The following is a 17257-nucleotide window of genomic DNA, read 5'->3' as shown; positions in this document are numbered from 1 at the left end:
GGAGGGGCCCCCTGTTAACGCATTCCGCAGAGCAGGGGGCCCCGCTCAACCGCGGTCATCTCCGTTGAGCGCCCGCTTTCGAAGGCCGACGACGATCAGGTAGCCGAGCATCCAGAACTCGCCCACGGTGGCGGGGACCACCAGCAGGTCGCCGACGATCCCCGCACCGGGGGCGAGGTAGGTGACGAACGTCTTGAGCACGTAGCCGACACCCCCGACGGCGAGGACCCAGCCGAGCGGACGGGGCAGCCAGCCCGAGCGGAGCACGCACCAGCCCATCGGCACCAGCCAGAGGCCGAAGAAGATGCCGCCCGCCTCCCACAGGTTCCCGCTGACGAGATAGAGCGTCTGCACGGCGGCGGCGGGTGCCAGGCCCGCCGGTCGCGACCTGGACGGCGGTCGCGAGCATGGCGGCGCTGCCGAGGACGGCGACGGCGTTGACGAGGCCGAACGCGGCGATGCTGCCGGCCGCGAGGCTGTCGACCGTCCGGAACAGGCGATGGAACCAGATCGCGGTGAGCGCCTGGGTGAGGACGACCAGCAGTTCGAGGGCGACACCGACGCGCGCCAGCAACTCGTGCGCCACCAGATGGGCGAGGGTCGCGCCGGCGTCACCCGCGTCGAAGATCATGGGGCGGATCGTGAGGAACCCCAGGGCGCCGGCGACGGCGAGCCCGAGGTAGAGCAGCCCGGTCGTCCGGGCGGTGCGGATCAGCGGGTGCATGGCGGGCTCCTGTGGGGTGGGTGACCGGCCTGCCTTACGTCGTAAGGTAACCATACGCTGTAAGGTCAAGGGAAGATGGGAAGCCGGATGGGAGCGAAGAAGCGCCGGGCGCCGTTGAGCCGCGAGGAGGCCCTGGCCACGGCGATCGCCCTGGTGGACACCGAAGGGATGGCGGCGCTGACGATGCGCCGGCTGGCCGCGGAGATCGGCGTCGAGGCGATGTCGCTCTATCACCACCTGCCCGGCAAGGAGGGCCTGCTCGACGGGCTCGTCGACGCCGTCGTGGCCGAGATCGCGTCAGCCGCCGGCCGCGCCGAAGCGGATGCGGCGGGTCGAGACTGGCGCACCCGGCTGCGGCTGCGCTTCCTCGCCGCGCGCGCGGTCATGCTGCGCCACCCCTGGGCGCCGGCGCTGCTCACCTCCCGCCCGTCCGTGCCCGCCGGGGTGTACGCCTACTACGACGGCATCCTCGCCACGCTTGTCGACGGCGGCTTCTCGTACCGGATCGCCCACCGGGCGCTGCACGCCTTCGGCAGCCTGGCGCTCGGTTTCGCGCAGGAGGTCTTCCGGCCGGCGACCGGGGAGAGGGCTGAGGTGGCGGAGGCTGAGCTGGCGGCGCTGGCCGAGCGACTGCCCCACCTGGCCGCGATGGTCGCCGCCGAGACGCACGACGCGACCGATCCCACGCTCGGCTGGTGCGACAGCCAGACCGAGTTCGAATTCACTCTCGACCTGCTCTTCGACGGCCTCGAACGCGCGCAGGCCGAGCACCGCCCCGACCGGCAGGCCGCATCACGCTGACCCGGGCGGCGTCACCATCTCGAAACTGCCTTGTCATCCAGCCTTTCTGCCACCCATATGCGAAATCGATGACGGTCACCGGGCCAACGTTTTCTGCGAATGGGAGAGCCCTGTTGATGATCGGACGAATGTTCCGTTCCGGCGCCCTCGCCGCTGCGGCAGCCGGCCTCGCGGTCGCGCTGGTGCTCGCCGGCTCGACGCCGGCAGCGGCCATCTTCGGCGGCACCACCAGCGGGGTGCTCCGCGGCCAGGTCAACATCTGGGCCGACTCCGGAGCGAGATACAAGTGCACCGGGACGCTGATCGGTCAGCGTTGGGTGCTCACCGCCAAGCACTGCTTCGACGGCGAAGACCCCGACAGGTTCCAGATCTGGACCGGCGACCGCAGGCCGAAGTACGGCGAGGGAGTCCCGGTCATCGGCTGGGCGCCCAACGACAAGTACGACGTCGCGGTGCTGCATCTGCGATGGTCCGTGCGCAACGTGAACCTCATCGCGAAGTACAACGCCAACTCGCTCCTGAAGACCGGCATCACCGTCGCCGTGCGGGGCTGGGGTCGGATCAGCCATCCGTCCCCTCGTCGGCGCCGACTCCCTCGCTCCGGGTCTGCTCCCTGTCGGTGGACGGGTCCGCCGTGGACCACATGCGGCTGACCCCCATCGACGGAATTCCGGTGAAGGGAGATTCGGGCGCGGGCGTCTGGTCGGGCGACCGCGTCTATGGGATCTACTACGCGTACGCGCCGGACTATTCCTACGGCTATGCCGTTCAGACGTCGGTGGTCGCCGGGTGGATCGAGGGCTTGACGGACATCCCCGGCGTGGCCTGACCACGCAGCCGTTCCTCGCCGCTCCTTCCACCGTGCCCGTTCCGGCGGGGAGGAGCGGCAGGATCACCGCCTCGGCTGGTTGTCGCCCGCCACCGACGCAGTGTCGAGGTCGGGGCTGTCCTGGGAGGAGATGGCGGTGGAGACCAGGCTCGCGGCGACCGGCTGCACGGGCGTGACGTCGTCCGGCGTACGCAGGCGCGGCGGTGCGGGCATCCAGGGCTTCAGGTTCTGGATGATCTGCTCGTAGAAGTCGTCGATCGCGCGCAGCACGGAATCGATGAAGGCGCCCCGCCCGCTGCCCCGCTTGGTGCCCGCCGCCGTGCTCTGCGCGACCCGGAACGCCCGCAGCTCACGGGCGGGGTCGGTGATCAGCGTGGTGGGCTCGGCGCGGACCTGCCGCAGGAGGTCCGTCGCGCCACCCCCGCGGGCGTGCATGGCGAACGCCTCGATCCGTACCGTCTCCGGCGCGTCCTTCAGTTGGCGGACCAGCCAGTTCACCCTGGTGGTCGGTCTGCCGGTGCGGGGAGCGTCCACGTCGACGTGGCAGACGATCTGCCCGGCCCGCAGATCGGCGGTGACGTGGAGGTGGCCGACCGCGCCCGGAATCCTGATGCTCCCGGTCAGGGTCCCGGTGGTGACGAGCTGGTTGACCAGCGACTGGGTGCGTGCGGCCGGGTCGGCGAGGTCACGGCGGCTCAGCGCGGGCGTGACGTCGGTGCCCAACTGTCGGCCGAGGCGCAGGCAGGCGTAGCGGATCAGGGCGTCGAAGCGGCCGGCCACCTCCGCCGCGCCGCCGTCGCCGGCCCGCAGCGTCCCGGCCGACACCCCGTCGCGTACGGGGACCCACGCCGGTCCCATGTCGCTGAACTCCAGCGCCCCCGAGCGCGGGTGTTCGAGGTACCTGATCAGCTCGCCCAGGACCCATGCCTGGTCCGGGTCGGCGACGCCGCGGTACTCCTTCTGGATCACCGCCTGAGTCAGGATCTCCGTCCAGGGCAGGTGGTAGAGCGCGACCTTGCGCAGCTTCCGGCGATCGATCGTGGTCGGATGCTGGCCCGGCACGGGGGCGATCTCGTTGGAGATCGTGATGAGAGCGTCGAAGCCCTGCTCGCGGGCGATGTCCAGGTACGCCTCCACCTGCTCGGCCCGCAGCGCGTTGCTGCCGGTCTTCACCTCCACCAGCGCGGTCCACTGCCGCTGCCCGCGCGTGACGCGGATGAGGCCGTCCGGAAAGAGCTGCTGGTTACCGAGCTTGAACGGCACCTCGATGAAGGTCTGCACCGTGCCGGCCGGTGCGCCGAGGGACTGGGTCAGCACCCGCCCGAACTCCCGTACCGCGCTCATCACCGCCAATAGGGCGGACGTCGCCCGGCGTTCCTGCTCCTCCGCGCCGTTGATGCCGGACGTGGGGATCAGGCGGGCCGCGAGCCAGGTCTCCTCGGACATGCGGATACTCCTCGTGAAGGCGGTGGTACGAGAAGTTACCTGCGGGCCGGACCGGAAAGCGGCGCGATCGTGGGCGCAGACGCATGGAAAGAGTTGCCCGGACGGGGCTCGGGCGATCCGCCCGGACCGATCCGTTTGCCGGACGGAGATGTCCGCATCGTCGATTCGGCCGCGACCGCCGGTTCTGTCCGGTAACTGACTGCGAGTTGGTCGGCTCAGAGCGTCAAGTGATCAATGCGCCAGGGCCGTGCCGGTGCTCGGAACACCCCCATGCCGGGAATCCTCTCCGATCGCAGTTGCGACTACGGTTGGGGCGGCACGGATTCGTGCCCGCCCACGCAGGAGGAGACAGCACCAAGCATGACCCAAGATCGGACCGTGACATGACCGAGCGTTATGCGCGGGTTTCCGCGACACCTCGTGACACGCTCGCCATCCCACTCAGCCTCTCCGAGTTGGAGCAGTACCTGGCCCGAGCCGCCGACCTGTTGCGCGGCAGCATCGACCAGGCGGATTTCAAGGCGTACATCTTCCCGCTGATGTTCTTCAAGCGGATCAGCGACGTCTACACCGAGGAGTACGAGCGGGCCCTGGCGGAGTCGGGCGGTGATCACGAGTACGCGTCGTTTCCCGAGAACCACCGCTTCGGCATCCCGACCGGCAGTCTCTGGGAGGACGTGCGCGCCCGCACCGAGAACATCGGGCAGGCCCTGGTGAGCGCGTTCCGGGCGATAGAGAAGGTCAACCCGGACGTGCTGTACGGCATCTTCGGCGGCGCCGCCTGGACGAACAAGGACAAGCTGCCCGATGCCAAACTGCGCGACCTCATCGAGCACTTCTCCACTCGCACGCTGAGCAATGCCGTCGTCGCGCCGGACGTGTTCGGGCAGGCGTACGAGTATCTCATCAAGCGGTTCGCGGACCAGTCCAACAAGAAGGCCGGCGAGTACTACACCCCGCGCCCCGTGGTGCGACTGCTCGTCGACATCCTCGACCCGCAGGAAGGCGAGACGGTCTACGACCCGGCCTGCGGCACGGGCGGCATGCTTATCGAGGTCATCGAGCACGTGAAGCGCCAGGGCGGCCGACCGCAGACGCTCTGGGGCAAACTCTTCGGCCAGGAGAAGGTGCTCGCCACCTCTGGCCTCGCCAAGATGAACCTGCTCCTGCACGGCGTCCAGGATTTCAAGATCGAGCACGAGGACACGCTGCGCGCGCCGGCCTTCTTCGACGGCGGTCGCCTCACCCGGTTCGACTGCGTCATCGCCAACCCGCCGTTCTCGCTCAAGAACTGGGGCGACGTGGCGTGGGGCACCGACCCGTGGGGCCGCAACCGGCTCGGGGGCGTGCCGCCCAAGGGGTACGCCGACTGGGCATGGGTCCAGCACATGATCGAATCCGCGGCGCCCGGCACCGGCCGGGTGGCCGTCGTCCTCCCGCAGGGTGCGCTGTTCCGCCAAGGCGCCGAGGGCCGCATCCGCGAGTTCGTGCTGAAGGCCGACCTGGTCGAGGCCGTGATCGGCCTCGCGCCGAACCTCTTCTACGGCACCGGCTTAGCCGCGTCCGTGCTGATCCTGCGTCGGCGGAAGGTCGAGGAGCGCGCGGGCCGGGTGCTGTTCGTCAACGGTGAGAAACTGTTCCGGCGCGGCCGTAACCAGAACACGCTCGAACCCGAGCACGCCGACACGCTGCTGCGGACCGTCCAGGCGTTCGCTGACGCGCCCGGCCTGGCGGCGGTCGCCACGCTCGACGACATCAAGGTCAACGGCTTCAACCTCAACATCCCGCTGTACGTCACGCCCGTCGACGACGGCGAACAGCACACGCTGGAGCAGGCCCTGGCCGACCTCGAAGCGGCTCACGCCGCCGCCCGCGAGACGCGCGCCGCGCTGGAGGCCGAACTGGCCAAGTGGGGCCTTGGGCCTGCGGAGGTGACGGCATGAGCACGCGCATCACCCAGCGCGAGTTGGAGTCCTACCTGTGGGGAGCCGCCGTCCGGCTGCGCGGCCTCATCGATGCCGGCGACTACAAGCAGTACATCTTCCCGCTGGTCTTCCTCAAGCGGCTCTCCGACGTGTACGACGAGGAACGCGCCGCCGCGCTGGCCGCCTACGGTGAGGAAGAGCTGGCCGACCTGCCGGAGAACCATCGCTTCGCCATCCCCGAGGGTGCCCACTGGCAGGATATCCGCGACGTCGCCAGCGACGTCGGCGCGGCGGTCGCAGCGGCCATGCGAGCGATCGAGGCGGCCAACCCGGACACGCTGCCCGGCGTGTTCGGCGACGGCGAGTGGGGCAACAAGAGCCTGCTGCCCGACCGGACCGTCAAGGAACTCATCGAGCACTTCTCCACCAAGACGCTCTCGGTGGCGAACCTGCCCGAGGACGAACTCGGTCAGGGGTACGAGTATCTGATCAAGAAGTTCGCTGACGACTCCGGCCACACCGCCCAGGAGTTCTACACCAACCGCACGCTCGTGCACCTGATGACGATGATGCTCAAGCCCGAACCGGGGGAGTCGGTCTACGACCCGACCTGCGGCACCGGAGGCATGCTCATCTCCACCGCCGCCGAGCTGCGCCGGCAGGGCAAGGAGTGGCGCAACCTGCGCCTGTACGGGCAGGAACTCAACTACGGGACGTCGGCCATCGCCCGGATGAACCTGTTCCTGCACGGCATCGTCGACGGCGACATCGCGCACGGCGACACGCTCACCAAGCCCGCCTTCCTCGACGGTGATCGGCTGCGCACGTTCGACGTGGTGCTCGCCAACCCGCCGTACTCCATCAAGGCCTGGAACCGGACCGCGTTCACCAACGACCCGTACGGCCGCAACATGTGGGGAGTGCCGCCGCAGGGGCGTGCTGACTACGCGTTCTTCCAACACATCGCGGCCAGCCTGGACCCCGAGTCCGGCCGGGCCGCGATTCTGCTCCCGCATGGCGTCCTGTTCCGGCGGGACGAGCTTGCGATGCGGTCTGGGCTGGTCAAATCCGACCTCGTGGAGTGTGTGCTGGGGCTGGGAGAAGGCCTGTTCTACAACTCACCCATGCCGGCGGCTGTGGTGATCCTGCGAGCACGCAAGCCGGTCGACAGGAAGGGGAAGGTCCTCTTCATCGACGCTCGGACGGAAGTCGCGCGGGAACAGAGCCAGTCGTTCCTGCGTGGCCGCCACCAGCAGAAGATCCTCGCTGCCTATGAGGGCTTTGAGGAGCAAGACGGCTTCGCTGCGGTGGCCACGCTCGACGAGATCGGCGACAAGGGGAACAGCCTCGCCATCCCGCTCTATGTCAGCCGCAACGGCGTGGACGAGTCAGCCGAAGCTGTAGGCGTCATCGACGCAATCGACGCCTGGCGGGCCTCGGCAGCGGAGGCGGACCGCGCCATCGGTGACGTGCTCGCCATGCTGCGGCAGGAGGTAGCCAAGTGAGCCTCAATCTGGACAAGAGCGGCTGGAAGCGCGTCGCGCTCGGAGACGTGATCAGGCACGTCACCGACCGGGTAGACCCGGAAACGTCGGGTCTGGAGCGTTTCCTCGCCGGAGAACACATCCCCAGCAACAGCCTCCACATCACGGATTGGGGCGTCATCGGGCGCGACCCCATCGGCCCGATGTTCTACAAGCGCTTCCGACCGGGCCACGTGCTCTACGTGTCGCGTCGTTCCTACCTGCGTAAGACGGCCGTGCCTGACTTTGAGGGGATCACCGGCGAGAAAACGTTCGTGCTTGAAACCTGTGATCCGAGCATCCTGCTTCAGGAATTCATGCCATTCCTGCTAAGTTCGGAACTGTTTCACTTTTATGCGGTGGCGAATTCGCGCGGATCTGTAAACCCCTACATCAACTGGACGGATCTGGCGAACTATCAGTTCGATTTGCCGCCCATTCATGAACAGGAGCGTATTGCGGCCATCCTTTGGATGACGGAGGACGCTGTTCGCGTTGCCCGCCATGTGAAGAATTGTGCAACTGCGGCGGTGCGAGAACTGGGCTCGTCTTTGCTCTCTCGATTCGAGTGGCGCGCATCCCTCGGTGACGTCTTGACGGGGATTGCGGCGGGTCGCAGCCTTCCTGGATCTTCGGCCCCCGCTAGGGACGGGAAGTACGGAGTCCTGAAGGTAAGTGCCATCGGCGAGGAAGGGTTTATTGCGGCCGAGAATAAAGAGTTGCTAGATCAAAGGGGGTTTTCGTCGGAGTGTCAAATCTTTGGTGGTGACCTCCTCGTGACACGCGCGAACACTTCGGCCTACGTCGGACGCTCATGTATTGTTCCTGCGGATCATCCAAATCTGATGCTTAGTGACAAGACGCTTCGGTTGGACGTAAGGGAAGCGGTGGTTACTCGCAGTTTCGTATATGAGTACCTCCAAGTGCCGCGTACTCGGGCGGAAATCGCTTCGGTTGCCACTGGAACCGGGGCGGCGATGAAAAATATTTCCCAAAAGGATGTGCGTCGGCTTGCGTTTCCAGCGATTCCGCTGACGGACCAGGCGCGATTCCTGGAAAAAATGGCTCAGGCAAGGGCAGCTGTCGTTTGCGCTCAGCGTGACGTTGACAATGCTCGCGAATTGCAGGCGCGGCTCCTTCAGGAGGTGTGCCAGTGACTTTCAATGAGGCGAACTCAGTCCGAGACTTCGTTAGTGATCTTGTCGCGTCTCGTGACGTCCAGTTCGTGTCCGGTAAGCAGTTGCCGCGCCGGGAGGACGAAGTCCTGCTGGAGGGGCCGCTCAAAGCGGCCCTGATCCGCCTGAACCCGGCCATCGAGGCCGACCCCCGGCGGGCCGACGAGGTCATCTACCAACTGCGCGCGATCATTCTGGCCGCTCGCCGTACGCCGAACCCGGTTGTCGCCAACGAGCAGTTCGCCGCCTGGTTGACCGGGCAGAAGTCGATGCCGTTCGGCCCGGCCGGCGAGCACGTCACGGTCCGGCTCATCGACTTCGATAACCTGGACCCAAGCGTCAACCAGTGGATTGTCTCGACGGAGGTGACCTACCGGGTTGGGCGGGTCGAGCGCCGCTTCGACCTGGTGCTGTGGTGCAACGGGTTCCCGCTGGTAGTCGGCGAGGCGAAGTCGCCGGTTCGGCCGGCGTACTCCTGGATCGACGCGGCGGCGCAGATCGACGAGGACTACGAGGTCAACGTACCGGCGTTCTTCGTGCCGAACGTGTTCAGCTTCGCCACCGAGGGCAAGGACTTCCGGTACGGCTCGGTCGGCATGCCGGTCGGCCTCTGGGGTCCGTGGCGGGAGGAGACAGACGACGACGCCCCGGCGCGGTCCGGCCTGGCGGTGGTGCGCGAGGCGGTCGAGGGTGTGCTGTCGCCAGTGGCGGTGTTGGACTTCCTGCGGTTCTTCACGGTGTTCGCCACCGACAAGAAGCACCGCAAGATAAAGATCATTGCGCGGTTCCAGCAGTTCCAGGCGACGAACCTGATTGTCGAGCGGGTGCTGCACGGGCGGATCAAGCAGGGTCTGATCTGGCACTTTCAGGGTTCGGGCAAGTCGTTGCTCATGGTGTTCACCGCCCAGAAGTTGCGCGCCACGGCGGGGCTGACGAACCCCACCGTGATCATCGTGGTGGACCGGATCGACCTGGACGCCCAGATCACCGGCACGTTCAACGCCTCGGACGTGCCGAACCTCGTCTCGACCAATAGCCGCCGGGAGCTTCAGGATCTGCTCAGCACCGGTGCGCGGAAGGTCATCATCACCACGGTCCACAAGTTCGGCGAGGCGCCGGGCGTGCTGGACGCCCGCGACAACATCATCGTCATGGTCGACGAGGCTCACCGTTCTCAGGAGGGCGACTACGGTCGCAAGATGCGCGAGGCGCTGCCGAACGCATTCCTGTTCGGCCTGACCGGTACTCCGATCAACCGCCGGGACCGCAACACGTTCATGTGGTTTGGGTCCACAAAGGATGAAGGTGGCTACCTGTCGCGGTATTCGTTCCAGGATTCGATCCGGGACGGGGCGACGCTGCCGCTGCACTTCGAGCCGCGTCTGTCAGAGATTCACCTCGACGAGGCGGCCATTGACGCCGCCTTCGCGGAGTTGGCTGAGCAGCACCAGCTCACCGAGGCCGACAAGTCGACGTTGTCCAGGCGGGCCGCCTCCCTGGAGTCGCTGATCAAGTCTCCCGGGCGGGTCCGCAGGATCGCCGAGGACATCGCCGAGCACTTCCGGGCGAAGGTCGAACCGCAGGGTTTCAAGGCGCAGGTGGTCGTCTACGACAAGGAGACCTGCGTCGCCTACAAGGCGGAACTCGACGAGATCCTCGGTCCCGAGGCCTCCACGGTCGTGATGAGCCGCACCGCCCGCGACCCGGAGGCGTGGAAGGACTACACGCCCGACCGGGAGGAGTTGGAGCGCATCACTGCCCGGTTCAACGACCCGGCCGACCCCCTGAAGATCATCATCGTGACGGCGAAGCTGCTCGTGGGCTTCGACGCGCCCATTCTCTACGCGCAGTACGTCGACAAGCCGCTCAAGGAGCACAACCTGCTCCAGGCGATCACCCGCACCAACCGCGTCTACCCGCCGAGCAAGACGCACGGCCTGATCGTCGACTACCTGGGCATCTTCGACAACGTCGCCAAGGCGTTCGCCTTCGACGAGAAGAGCGTCCAGCAGGTCATCAGCAACATCGACGTGCTGAAGAATCAGCTCCGCCCGGCCGTCGAGGCAGCCTTGGCCTTTTTCCCCGGCGTCGACCGGACCGTGGGCGGCTATGAAGGGCTCATTTCCGCGCAGAACGCGCTCAGCAGCGACGAGGCCCGCGATGCCTTCGGCGCGGCCTACAGCGTCGTGGCCCAACTCTGGGAGACACTCAGCCCGGACCCGATCGTCTCGCCCTACGCCACCGACTACCGGTGGCTCACCGACGTGTACGAGTCGGTGCGGCCCTCGGACATCGCCGGCCGGCTGGTCTGGCACACCCTCGGCGCCAAGACGCTGGAACTCATCAACGAACACGTCACCGTCGAGGTGCCCCGCAGCGATCTCGACACGATCGTGCTCGACGCCCAGGTGATCGAGGACCTCATGACCGGCCGGCGGCCGGACGTCGACCCGGTCGAGGTCGAAAAGTGGATTACCGCCCGTATCGCCAAGCACAAGGGCAACCCGGCCTTCGTCGAACTCGGCAAGCGGCTCGCCGCGCTGCGGGAGAAGTACGCGCACGCGCAGCAGGCCAGCCTGGACTTCCTCAAGGAGTTGTTCGCCCTTGCCCGGGACACCGTGGCCGCGGAGAAGGCCGCCGCGCAGATCCCCCGCGAGGAGCAGGGCAAGGCGGCGCTCACCGAGCTGTTCCAGTCGCTCAAGGGCAACGGAACGCCGGTCATCGCCGAGAAGGTCGTCGAGGAGGTGGACGAGGTCGTGCGGGCGGTGCGCTTCGAAGGCTGGCAGGACACCCGCGACGGCGACCGTCTGGTCCAGCAGTCCCTGCGCAAGGCGCTCTACATCAAGTTCAAAATCCGCGACAACGACGTGTACGAGCGCGCCCTCGGCTACATCCGCGAGTACTACTGAACCCGGGTGCGGCGGTCATCGCCCGCCGCGCCCCCGGGCTGCCGTCAGCGGGTGTGCTTGGTCTGGGCGGTGAAGGTGGTCCAGGCGGCGGGGGTGAAGGTGAGGACCGGACCCGCCGAATCCTTGCTGTCGCGTACGGCGACCAGGCCGGGCAGGTTGTCGGCTACCTCGACACACTCTCCGCCGTTGCTGCCGCTGCGGGTGCTCTTGCGCCACTGCGCTCTGGTCAGATCAGCCATGGTGAACCTCCCCGATGATCTTATCGACCAACCGTCTCGACAGGCTGTGGTCGAGAGCAAGCTCATCGATGCTCGCCCAGACTTTCTCATATGCGGCGAGTTCCTGGGGTCGGTCGAGATACAGCGCGCCGGTCCACGATTCGCTGTAGACGACTGGCGGCTCGGGCGTTGCCCGGTTGCCGGCGGGGAACGCCAACATGACGAACGTGCCCGCTTCGACGCCTCGATGCAGTCCGGCCATGAGCGGTAGCACGCGAACGGAGACGTTCGGTCGCTCGCTCAGGGCTGCCAGGTGACGCAACTGACCTGCCATCGTCTCGCTGCTCCCGACGACCCGCAGCAGCGCCGCCTCGGAGAGTACGACTTCGCAACGTGGGGCAGGCGGCAACCGGCGGCTCAACAACGCTTGGCGTTGCAGCCGGACCTCGACCAGGCGTTCCCGCTCCTCGTCGCTCACCTCGGACCGGTGCTGGTACACCGCGTGCGCGTATTCCCTTGTCTGGAAGAGACCAGGCACCATTGCGTCGTAGTAGAACCGGAGCCGACCGGCTGACTGTTCCAGGCTGACGTACAGCTCGAACCAGTCCGGGATGGCGTCGCCGTAGGCGTGCCACCAACCCTTCGTCTTCGTCTCGCTCGCCAGCGCGGCCAGCGCGCCGGTCAACTCCGCGTTCGCGTCGTAGAGCTGGCACATCGCCCGCACGTCGACCCCGCGCGCCGACCCGAGGCCGCTCTCGATCCGCCACACCTTCTGCCGGCTGCACTCCAGCGCCTCGGCCGCCGCGTCGAGCGTCACCCCGGCCTCGGTGCGCAACTGCCGCAGCGCCCGGCCGAGCTGCCGTCGCGGCACCGTCGAACCCATGTCCTCCGCCAACGACCACGCCTCCGTCCCATTTTGCAACACTCCGAATACGCGCTTTGGAATGCCTATCCGTTATGCAGAAATAGGTCAAGAATCGGGGCCGCAGAGTGTTGCGCCAATGCCGTTGACGCCACAGGATGACCAGCGCACAAGCCCTGTTCTAGCGGTTATCGGAAATGGGAGTGGCGCTCTCGTGTATGCAATCTGGGAATCCCATGGGTGAGCGTTTCGTGGCGCATCTGCCGTTCACCGCCGCCGACCTGTCCGCCGCCCGCCACTTCGCCGGCACGCTGGCCCGCTCGGTGAGCTTCCTGTCCGAGGTGGACGCCGGTGAGGTCACCGTCAGCTTCGAGGACGCGCAGGGCGTACGCCATCGGGTCTTCTGCGACCTGCCGCTGCCCGACCGCCGCCGGTGCGCGCGCCGGGTCGACCACGACGGGGCCTGCGCGCCGAGGCCGCCACGATGAGCGACGTGACCGCCTGCCCGCAGTGCGGTGGCGCCGGTTGCCCGCGCTGTCGCGGGCGGGGCCGCCGCCGCGCGCAGCTCCTGCTGACCGTCGCCAACACCGACACCGGCGCGGTCGCCTCGCACCGGGTGACGCCCGCCGACCTCGATCCCCGACCCGACGCGACAGGTGGCGCGGTGGCTGACCTGACCGCCCGGGTACGCGACCTCGCGTCCACCGTCGCCGTCGCGCTCGAACCCGACCCGCTGCGGGTACGCCTCCCGCCGGCCTGGCGTCCCGAGCTGCCCGCCACCGACCGGTACGCCATCGCGGCGCAGGCCCTCGCCGACGCAGCCCGCCGCCCGTGGCGGCTCTGGGTGGGCGGGGCGAACGCACCCGACCCGGTGGACCCGGACGGCCGGCTCGCCCAGCTCTGCCGCCTGGCCGACCTGCTCCTGCTCGACCTCGTCGTGACGGCCCGTCGGCGGGAGGACCATCTGCTGTGGACGGTCCGCTACGAGGTGCCCGGCTCACCCGTCCCCGACGGTCCGGTCGAGGGCAATCCCGGCCTGGCGACCGCGCTGACGCTCACCGACGCGCGGGCGGCCCTGGCCGGTCTCACCGAGCGGGGGTTAACCGCGCCGGCCCGGCCGCTCGATCCCGGCCCGCGACGCTGCGGTGCACTGGCGATCCCCGCCCCACCCGGGCCGGTCGGCCGGGTCGAGCGACGCGTCGTGGCCGAGCTGGAAGACAGTCGACCTGGCGCGCAGGCGGTGTGGCGGGACGGCGGCTGGTCGCACACCGGCCTGCGATACGCCGGCTCACCCGTCCGGTCGGCGGTGCGCGGCCGGCCGCCGCTGCGTCGGGTCACCGCACCGCCCGACCCGTCCCGGCTCGGCGCGTCGGCTGCCGGCCGGGACCGTCCGGCAGTGCTCGTCACCGTCACCGACCTGCGGCACCGGGTGGTGCACCTGACCTGGCGCAGCGGCACCCCGGAGTTCACCCGCACGGTGGCGCGCACGACCGACGGCCGGCCGGTGGTGCAGCTCCCCGAGCGCTATCGGCTCGGCGCGTGGGCGCGCGTCTTCGGCGTACTCCCGGAGGACCTGGCGGAGGCGGACGGCGGCCACATGATCGCCCGCGACCTGCGCGACGGATGCGTCAGCCTGCCCTGGGCCGGGGCCGACCCGGTGGGGGAGTACGTGCGTCAGTTCGGCGCCGGTCGGCTTCTCGTCACCGCCGTCCGCCCGGCGGTGCCGCCGCTGCCCGAGGTGGTCCGGCTCGTGCTCGGCCTCGACCTGGCGCTGCACGTCGGCGTCCTCGACCTGCGGCGGCACGCCGGCCAACCGCTCCGGCCGGATGGCCGGTGGTGGTCGGTGGAGGTTCGGCCGCGTTACGCCCCGGTGCACCCGGACGACCTGCCCACCCGGCCCAGCCTGGCGGCGGCCCTCGACGACTGCCTCACCCACCTGGCCGACGACGTGGCCGGACTGGTCCCCGCCGACCCGGACGAGCCGCTTCCGCTGCCCGGCTCACCGGCCCGCAAGCTGCTCGCCGACCCGGTGCCCGCGCTGGTCCGGCTCGCCGCGCAACACCCCGGCCGGGCGGTGACCCTGCGCGTAACCCGCGACGGCCACACCGTGCACCGCCACGAAGGCGACGGTGTTAGCCGGCTGGACGGCTAGTTGGGCAGGGCGGCGAGGCCGGCCAGCAGCTCCCACCGCTCGGCGTCGGTGAGCACCGCGTACGCCGGCTCGTCACGGCGGTCGGTGTCGGCCTCGATCGGCGCGCGGTCCGGCCCGTCCGGCAGCGCGCGGATCTCCTCGGCGGTCAGCCCGGCGGCCCGCCACGCGGCCCGGTGCGCGTCCGCGCGGTGGTGCCGCAGCGAGCCCAGCCGGGTGACCAGCAGCAGCGCCGGGGATGCGTCCTCCGGCTCGTACGGCGGGGACATGGCGCGGAACGCCGGCCCGCCGGTGGCCTGCGCGTGCGCCAGCACCCGCCCGACCAGTTCCGCGAGCCGGGGCACGATGCTCAGGCCGGGCAGCACCCCGGGCAGCGTCGCCCACAGCTCCTCGGCGGCCTCGCCGGTGGCACGCTGACCGAACGACGCCAACTCGCGGCCCCGCTCGGTCAGGTGCCAGGCGCCCTCGTCGTCGCGGACGAAGATGCCCTGCGCCAGCTCCCGGCTCAGGTCGACACCGGTGTAGACCAAGCCGTCGGCGAGCGCCTCGGCCGGCGTCGGCCGGGCCAGCACGCCGGAGAAGAGCGTGTTCTCCATGCCGAGTTCGTGGCCGCGTTCGGCGTAGAACGCCGCCATCCGGGGGCGCGCCTTCAGGCGGGCGCCCATGTAGACCCGGTCGATCGCCGGTCGGATCAGTCGCGCGTAGCTCACCGTCGTCTCCACGTCGCCGGAGGTTACCGGTGAAAGGTGTCAAGCGGGGCCCCGCCTCTGCACGAGGCGTTAAGCGGGGCCCCTCCTTGCACCTACTCGGGGACGCGGCGGTACGCGCCGTCGCTGGCCGAGGTGGCCATCGAGGCGTACGCGCGCAGCGCCGCCGACACCGGGCGCTGCCGGTCGGCCGGGGTGTACGGGCGGTCGCGCTTCTCCTCGGCCACCCGCCGCGCGGTCAGCTCGTCGGCCGGCACGTTCAGCTCGATGGAGCGGCCCGGGATGTCGATGACGACCTCGTCGCCGTCGCGCACCAGCGCGATCAGCCCGCCGGAGGCCGCCTCCGGGGAGACGTGCCCGATGGACAGCCCGGAGGTGCCGCCGGAGAACCGGCCGTCGGTGAGCAGCGCGCAGGCGCGCCCGAGCCCACGGCCCTTCAGGAACGAGGTGGGGTAGAGCATCTCCTGCATGCCGGGGCCGCCCTTCGGGCCCTCGTAGCGGATCACCACCACGTCGCCGGCGACGATCTGCTTGGCCAGGATGGCGGTCACCGCGTCGTCCTGCGACTCGAAGACCTTGGCCGGGCCGCGGAACGTCAGGCACTCCTCGGGCACCCCGGCGGTCTTCACCACGCAGCCGTCCGGCGCCAGGTTGCCGTGCAGGATGGCCAGCCCGCCGTCGGCGCTGTAGGCGTGCGTGAGGTCGCGGATGCAGCCGCCGGCCGCGTCGGTGTCCAGCGACGACCAGCGGTTGGTGGTGGAGAACGGCTCGGTGGTGCGGACCCCGCCGGGCGCGGCGTGGAACAGCTCGACCGCCTCGGGCGTGGGCGAGCCGCCGCGCACGTCCCAGTCGGCCAGCCACTGCGTCAGGCTGGGGGAGTGGACCGCGCGCACGTCGCGGTGGAGCAGGCCGGCGCGGTCCAGTTCGCCGAGGATGGCGGGGATGCCGCCGGCCCGGTGCACGTCCTCCATGTGGTAGTTCGGCGAGTTCGGGGCGACCTTGGCCAGGCAGGGCACCCGGCGGGAGATGGCGTCGATGTCGGCCACCTCGAAGTCCAGCTCCGCTTCGCGGGCGGCGGCGAGCAGGTGCAGGATCGTGTTGGTCGAGCCGCCCATGGCCACGTCGAGCGCGACCGCGTTCTCGAACGCGGCCCGGCCGGCGATCGCGCGCGGCAGCACCGAGGCGTCGTCCTCGTCGTACCAGCGCTTGGCGATCTCCACGGCGGTGCGGCCGGCCTCGACGAAGAGCGACCGGCGTGCGGCGTGGGTGGCCAGCGTGGACCCGTTGCCGGGCAGCGCCAGGCCGATCGCCTCGGTCAGGCAGTTCATCGAGTTGGCGGTGAACATGCCGGAGCAGGAGCCGCAGGTCGGGCACGCCGAGCGCTCGATCTCGCCGAGCTGGTCGTCGGTGACCGCCTCGTTCGAGGAGGCGATCATGGCGTCGATCAGGTCGATCTTGGAGTGGACGACGCCCTCGATCGCCACCGTCTTGCCGGCCTCCATCGGGCCGCCGGAGACGAAGACGGTCGGGATGTTCAGCCGCAGCGCGGCGAGCAGCATCCCGGGGGTGATCTTGTCGCAGTTGGAGATGCAGACCAGGGCGTCGGCGCAGTGCGCGTTGACCATGTATTCCACCGCGTCGGCGATCAGCTCGCGGCTGGGCAGCGAGTAGAGCATGCCGCCGTGGCCCATGGCGATGCCGTCGTCGACGGCGATGGTGTTGAACTCCCGACCCACGCCGCCGGCCTCGGCCACCGCGTCGGCGACCAGGCCGCCGAGGTCCTTGAGATGGACATGACCGGGTACGAACTGGGTGAAACTGTTGGCGATGGCGACGATCGGCTTGCCGAAGTCGTCGTCGGTCATCCCGGTGGCCCGCCAGAGGGCCCGGGCGCCGGCCATCGTCCGACCGTGGGTGGATGTCCTCGACCGCAGCTCAGGCATGTCCACCAGTCTGACACCGCCGGCCGGGCGACTTCCGGCCGTACAC

At 69.1% G+C, this 17257-nt stretch carries 15 protein-coding genes and 1 pseudogene; 9 read left to right on the top strand and 7 right to left on the bottom strand.

Annotated features, from left to right (window positions below):
• Nucleotides 1–45 precede the first annotated feature (45 nt).
• Both VKK44_RS21925 and VKK44_RS21920 read right to left on the bottom strand, forming a co-directional pair.
• The gene (locus VKK44_RS21925) at nt 46–354 is read right to left on the bottom strand and encodes a DUF4386 domain-containing protein (protein ID WP_343443103.1); all 309 of its coding nucleotides are present in this window, start codon (nt 352–354) and stop codon (nt 46–48) included.
• 79 nt (nt 355–433) lie between these two features.
• Nucleotides 434–724 (bottom strand): annotated as a pseudogene (locus VKK44_RS21920) (DUF4386 domain-containing protein); the annotation flags it as partial.
• 75 nt (nt 725–799) lie between these two features.
• On the opposite strand from VKK44_RS21920, the gene VKK44_RS21915 reads away from it, so the two are divergent.
• From VKK44_RS21915 to VKK44_RS21905, 3 genes are all read left to right on the top strand, one after another.
• Entirely contained in the window at nt 800–1525 is a 726-nt protein-coding gene (locus VKK44_RS21915) for a TetR/AcrR family transcriptional regulator C-terminal domain-containing protein (protein WP_343443102.1), read from the top strand.
• A gap of 128 nt (nt 1526–1653) precedes the next feature.
• The gene (locus tag VKK44_RS21910) at nt 1654–2178 is read left to right on the top strand and encodes a trypsin-like serine protease (protein WP_343443101.1); all 525 of its coding nucleotides are present in this window, start codon (nt 1654–1656) and stop codon (nt 2176–2178) included.
• Nucleotides 2169–2354: a hypothetical protein gene (locus VKK44_RS21905; protein WP_343443100.1), complete on the top strand. Its 186-nt coding sequence runs from the start codon at nt 2169–2171 to the stop codon at nt 2352–2354. The genes VKK44_RS21910 and VKK44_RS21905 overlap by 10 nt, the downstream gene beginning before the upstream one ends.
• Before the next feature lie 63 nt (nt 2355–2417).
• On the opposite strand, the gene VKK44_RS21900 is transcribed toward VKK44_RS21905, so the two are convergent.
• On the bottom strand, nt 2418–3800 hold the full coding sequence (locus VKK44_RS21900) for a stress response protein (protein ID WP_343443099.1): 1383 nt from the start codon (nt 3798–3800) through the stop codon (nt 2418–2420).
• Nucleotides 3801–4183: 383 nt separating this feature from the next.
• On the opposite strand from VKK44_RS21900, the gene VKK44_RS21895 reads away from it, so the two are divergent.
• The 4 genes from VKK44_RS21895 to VKK44_RS21880 are packed head-to-tail and all read left to right on the top strand — an operon-like array spanning nt 4184 to nt 11332.
• Nucleotides 4184–5743, top strand: a complete 1560-nt coding sequence (locus VKK44_RS21895; RefSeq protein ID WP_343443098.1) for a type I restriction-modification system subunit M — start codon at nt 4184–4186, stop codon at nt 5741–5743.
• The gene (locus tag VKK44_RS21890) at nt 5740–7230 is read left to right on the top strand and encodes a type I restriction-modification system subunit M (RefSeq protein ID WP_343443097.1); all 1491 of its coding nucleotides are present in this window, start codon (nt 5740–5742) and stop codon (nt 7228–7230) included. Before VKK44_RS21895 ends, VKK44_RS21890 begins: the two co-directional genes overlap by 4 nt.
• Nucleotides 7227–8405, top strand: coding sequence for a restriction endonuclease subunit S (locus VKK44_RS21885; RefSeq protein WP_343443096.1), 1179 nt, complete (start codon nt 7227–7229; stop codon nt 8403–8405). Before VKK44_RS21890 ends, VKK44_RS21885 begins: the two co-directional genes overlap by 4 nt.
• Nucleotides 8396–11332 carry a type I restriction endonuclease subunit R gene (locus VKK44_RS21880; protein ID WP_343443095.1) on the top strand — a complete coding sequence of 979 codons (2937 nt, stop codon included), beginning with the start codon at nt 8396–8398 and terminating at the stop codon, nt 11330–11332. Before VKK44_RS21885 ends, VKK44_RS21880 begins: the two co-directional genes overlap by 10 nt.
• Before the next feature lie 44 nt (nt 11333–11376).
• On the opposite strand, the gene VKK44_RS21875 is transcribed toward VKK44_RS21880, so the two are convergent.
• Both VKK44_RS21875 and VKK44_RS21870 read right to left on the bottom strand, forming a co-directional pair.
• Entirely contained in the window at nt 11377–11571 is a 195-nt protein-coding gene (locus VKK44_RS21875) for a DUF397 domain-containing protein (protein WP_343443094.1), read from the bottom strand.
• Nucleotides 11564–12445, bottom strand: coding sequence for a helix-turn-helix domain-containing protein (locus VKK44_RS21870; protein ID WP_343443093.1), 882 nt, complete (start codon nt 12443–12445; stop codon nt 11564–11566). The genes VKK44_RS21875 and VKK44_RS21870 overlap by 8 nt, the downstream gene beginning before the upstream one ends.
• 203 nt (nt 12446–12648) lie before the next feature.
• Between VKK44_RS21870 and VKK44_RS21865 the strand changes: the two genes are divergently transcribed.
• Together VKK44_RS21865 and VKK44_RS21860 are read left to right on the top strand one after the other, a co-directional pair.
• Complete coding sequence (locus tag VKK44_RS21865; RefSeq protein ID WP_343443092.1) at nt 12649–12900, top strand: hypothetical protein; 252 nt, start codon at nt 12649–12651, stop codon at nt 12898–12900.
• A complete protein-coding gene (locus tag VKK44_RS21860) occupies nt 12897–14564 on the top strand; it encodes a hypothetical protein (protein ID WP_343443090.1) in 1668 nt (555 codons plus the stop codon). Before VKK44_RS21865 ends, VKK44_RS21860 begins: the two co-directional genes overlap by 4 nt.
• On the opposite strand, the gene VKK44_RS21855 is transcribed toward VKK44_RS21860, so the two are convergent.
• Together VKK44_RS21855 and ilvD are read right to left on the bottom strand one after the other, a co-directional pair.
• Nucleotides 14561–15283 carry a hypothetical protein gene (locus tag VKK44_RS21855; protein ID WP_343443088.1) on the bottom strand — a complete coding sequence of 241 codons (723 nt, stop codon included), beginning with the start codon at nt 15281–15283 and terminating at the stop codon, nt 14561–14563. The genes VKK44_RS21860 and VKK44_RS21855 overlap by 4 nt on opposite strands.
• 80 nt (nt 15284–15363) lie before the next feature.
• Complete coding sequence (gene ilvD / locus VKK44_RS21850; RefSeq protein ID WP_343443087.1) at nt 15364–17211, bottom strand: dihydroxy-acid dehydratase; 1848 nt, start codon at nt 17209–17211, stop codon at nt 15364–15366.
• Nucleotides 17212–17257 lie beyond the last annotated feature (46 nt).

Origin of the sequence: Micromonospora sp. DSM 45708, assembly GCF_039566955.1 — a bacterium.
Taxonomy (GTDB): Bacteria; Actinomycetota; Actinomycetes; order Mycobacteriales; family Micromonosporaceae; genus Micromonospora.
This window is presented reverse-complemented; position numbering and strand designations above follow the sequence as displayed.

What these genes read in the sequence shown, in the direction of transcription:
- VKK44_RS21905 (WP_343443100.1), top strand. Translation starts at nt 2,169, where the DNA reads ATGCGGCTGACCCCCATCGACGGAATTCCGGTGAAGGGAGATTCGGGC.
- VKK44_RS21865 (WP_343443092.1), top strand. Translation starts at nt 12,649, where the DNA reads ATGGGTGAGCGTTTCGTGGCGCATCTGCCGTTCACCGCCGCCGACCTG.
- VKK44_RS21900 (WP_343443099.1), bottom strand. Translation starts at nt 3,800, where the DNA reads ATGTCCGAGGAGACCTGGCTCGCGGCCCGCCTGATCCCCACGTCCGGC.
- VKK44_RS21890 (WP_343443097.1), top strand. Translation starts at nt 5,740, where the DNA reads ATGAGCACGCGCATCACCCAGCGCGAGTTGGAGTCCTACCTGTGGGGA.
- ilvD (WP_343443087.1), bottom strand. Translation starts at nt 17,211, where the DNA reads ATGCCTGAGCTGCGGTCGAGGACATCCACCCACGGTCGGACGATGGCC.
- VKK44_RS21895 (WP_343443098.1), top strand. Translation starts at nt 4,184, where the DNA reads ATGACCGAGCGTTATGCGCGGGTTTCCGCGACACCTCGTGACACGCTC.
- VKK44_RS21875 (WP_343443094.1), bottom strand. Translation starts at nt 11,571, where the DNA reads ATGGCTGATCTGACCAGAGCGCAGTGGCGCAAGAGCACCCGCAGCGGC.
- VKK44_RS21910 (WP_343443101.1), top strand. Translation starts at nt 1,654, where the DNA reads ATGTTCCGTTCCGGCGCCCTCGCCGCTGCGGCAGCCGGCCTCGCGGTC.
- VKK44_RS21860 (WP_343443090.1), top strand. Translation starts at nt 12,897, where the DNA reads ATGAGCGACGTGACCGCCTGCCCGCAGTGCGGTGGCGCCGGTTGCCCG.
- VKK44_RS21915 (WP_343443102.1), top strand. Translation starts at nt 800, where the DNA reads ATGGGAAGCCGGATGGGAGCGAAGAAGCGCCGGGCGCCGTTGAGCCGC.